1 protein-coding gene is annotated in these 2,679 nt (G+C 58.1%); it reads left to right on the top strand.

Features of this window, described 5'->3' with window-relative positions:
• Positions 1-530 precede the first annotated feature (530 nt).
• Positions 531-2,679: Ig-like domain-containing protein (locus BKY26_RS19710; protein ID WP_169829075.1), on the top strand; the 2,149-nt coding region annotated here is incomplete at its 3' end.

Here is a 2,679-nt window from a genome sequence, read left to right as displayed (position 1 = left end):
TGGATGAGTTCGTGTTCTGAGGCATACTTGGCGAAGGGGCAATTTCTTGCCTCCTCCCGTTGCCTTCGAAGGTGTTTCTGGCGCCTTGTCGGGTGAGGACACCGACCTGCCCAATTTCGGAACGGTCAGGTCAAGCCTGCCCCCCAGATTGCACCAATCCAACCATTGCACATACAGATCAACGCACCAAGCGATGAGGCCGGTCCAGCCTCATCGCTTGATGCGTCGTGCAGCGGTCTCGGTGGGTCTCGCCCGTCGCGCGGACGCGCGTGATCCACCACCGAAAAGGTTTTTCTTTGCAGGGTAAGTGAAAAAACCTATAAGTTACTTAGGGGTTTTGGCCATTTTTCCCGATAACTCGCACGGCTCGCGACCGGTTGATTTGCCCAGGATGTCAGAATTTTCGAGGCGCAGAGTTGCTCTGACGTCATTTTGAAACGCTGCCTGCGGTTCTGGTGATTTGCGTTTGAGGGTGTGACGGCGGCACACCGGGGGAAGAAACGATGCCAAGATTATCACCGTGGGACGCTATGGGTATAGCCTGGGACGCCTATCAGATCTATGACGGCCTCTCTAGCGAAGATCCATTTGAAGCAGTAAACAGCCGATTGACTGAGCTTCTGAACGCGACTCTAGCCCTGGCGGAAAATGTTGAAGAGGCGCGGCGGGACGCGATACTGACGCATATTTCCACTATGGAAGCGAACATGCGAGTGGCGCAGTCGCAATTAGAGCAGGGCAATCGCGATGATGCCGTTTTGTATTCCAATTTAGCGCTGGCGCAAGTGACGTCCTTTGCGAGCTTAACCCCGGTGGAACGGGTGACTATTGCCCCGATGCTGATCGCAGCAACCGGTTTGCGTCTGCAAATGATGGAGATCTTTCAGGACGGTGCCTACTCGGCTGAGCTGGAATCCGAATTGCTGCGCACGATCGCGGATCTTCGATCGATTCCGGATCCGCTTCGCGACGAGTTGGAGCAGGGAATCGAGATCGTCATTGTAGAAGTAGAAGGTTCTCAGCCGTGGACGATTACGCTGGAATTCCGGACAGGCACCACGGTTCCGGATCAGCAGTCAAGTAATACACTGCTTCAATTTGTACATGAGCCGATCACTGGCATCAGTGTCGGGGGTGTTGGAAGCATTCTAGATATCGTTCCAGAGGTTGGCGACATTGTCGACACCGCTGGATTTCTGGCTTTTGTCGAACAGTATGGTTTGGAGGATCAGGTTGCACCGGCGATCGACCCGGTGGTCGACATTGACTATGACCGCTCTGGTGGCAACCAGCTTGAGGAGCTGGTCTCCCATCTAGAAGAGCTGACCAGCGGGGAATGGTTCGAGGGCGCAGACGGCGTCAACGATTACCTAGAACGCGACCCCGAAGACCCCGACCAGGACCTGCCAGACGTGTTTGACGGCTACAGCGGCAACGACGTTCTCGTCGGCGCGGATGGCAACAACGTGCTGCGCGGCGGGGACGGCAACGACGTTCTGTTGGGCTGGGGCGGCGACGACACCCTGCGCGGCGGCAATGACGACGACAGGCTGCATGGCGGCACCGGCAATGACGACATCGATGGTGGCGACGGGACAGATATCGTCATTTATGCCAGCTCTGACGACGCTGTGCTGGTCGATTTACGCTTCAGCGTTGGGCAGGGAGTTTCCCAGGGCACGGACACGATCTCCAATGTCGAGAACGTCGAAGGCAGCTTCTACAATGACACGCTGATCGGCAATGATTTCGATAATCTGCTTATCGGCCGGGATGGCGGCGATCAGATTTTCGGGGAAAACGGCGACGACACGCTGGAAGGCGGTGACGGTGACGATACCCTGGTCGGCGGCGGCGACAACGACACGGCGGTCTATTCCAGTTTTGCCCTGTCCGCCACCGTCGATCTTGCCATCAGTGGTTCGCAGAACACCGGCGATTTCGGCAATGACCAGCTGTTCAGCATCGAAAACCTGATCTCGGGGGATGGTGCGGATCAACTGGGGGGCGACGCCAACAATAATCGCCTTGAATCTGGCGGGGGCAATGACACGCTTTCAGGACGGGGTGGCAATGACACGCTGAACGGCGGGTCGGGCATAGATACGTTCATATATACCGGCGGCGCCGATGTGATCGAGGATTTCAATGGCGACCTGCTCGACATGTCCGCCGTGTGGTTCTGGGATCAGGCGCAATTGCTCGCGATTGCCCAGGTCCAGAACGGCAACCTTGTGTTCAATTTCGGTGGCGGTGACACGCTGACGCTGATCGGCATCACCGATGCGTCGGTTCTTCAGGGGCGGCTGGTGGGGATCAATACCTCTCCCACGGCAGTCGCCGACACCGCCACCACCGACGAGGATAGCTCGGTTCTGATCGACGTGCTGGCCAATGACACCGACCCGGACACGACCGACACCCTGACCGTCGGATCGGCCAGCATCCAATCCGGGCTCGGCACGGTCAGCATCGCGGCGGATGACAGGTCCATCACCTATGATCCGGGCACGGCCTATCAATACCTCGCCTCCGGCCAGTCCGCGACCGTTGAGGTGCTTTATGAGGTGACGGACGGCAACGGCGGCACGTCATCGGCGGTCGCAACGGTGACCGTGACGGGGGCAAATGACCAGCCCACGGCTGTCGCCGACACCGCCACGACCGACGAAGACAACG

The organism is Nioella sediminis, assembly GCF_001879695.1.
Taxonomy (GTDB): domain Bacteria; phylum Pseudomonadota; class Alphaproteobacteria; order Rhodobacterales; family Rhodobacteraceae; genus Nioella; species Nioella sediminis.
Note: the sequence above shows the minus strand (reverse complement) of the source record. Positions and strands in the feature narration are given on the sequence as shown.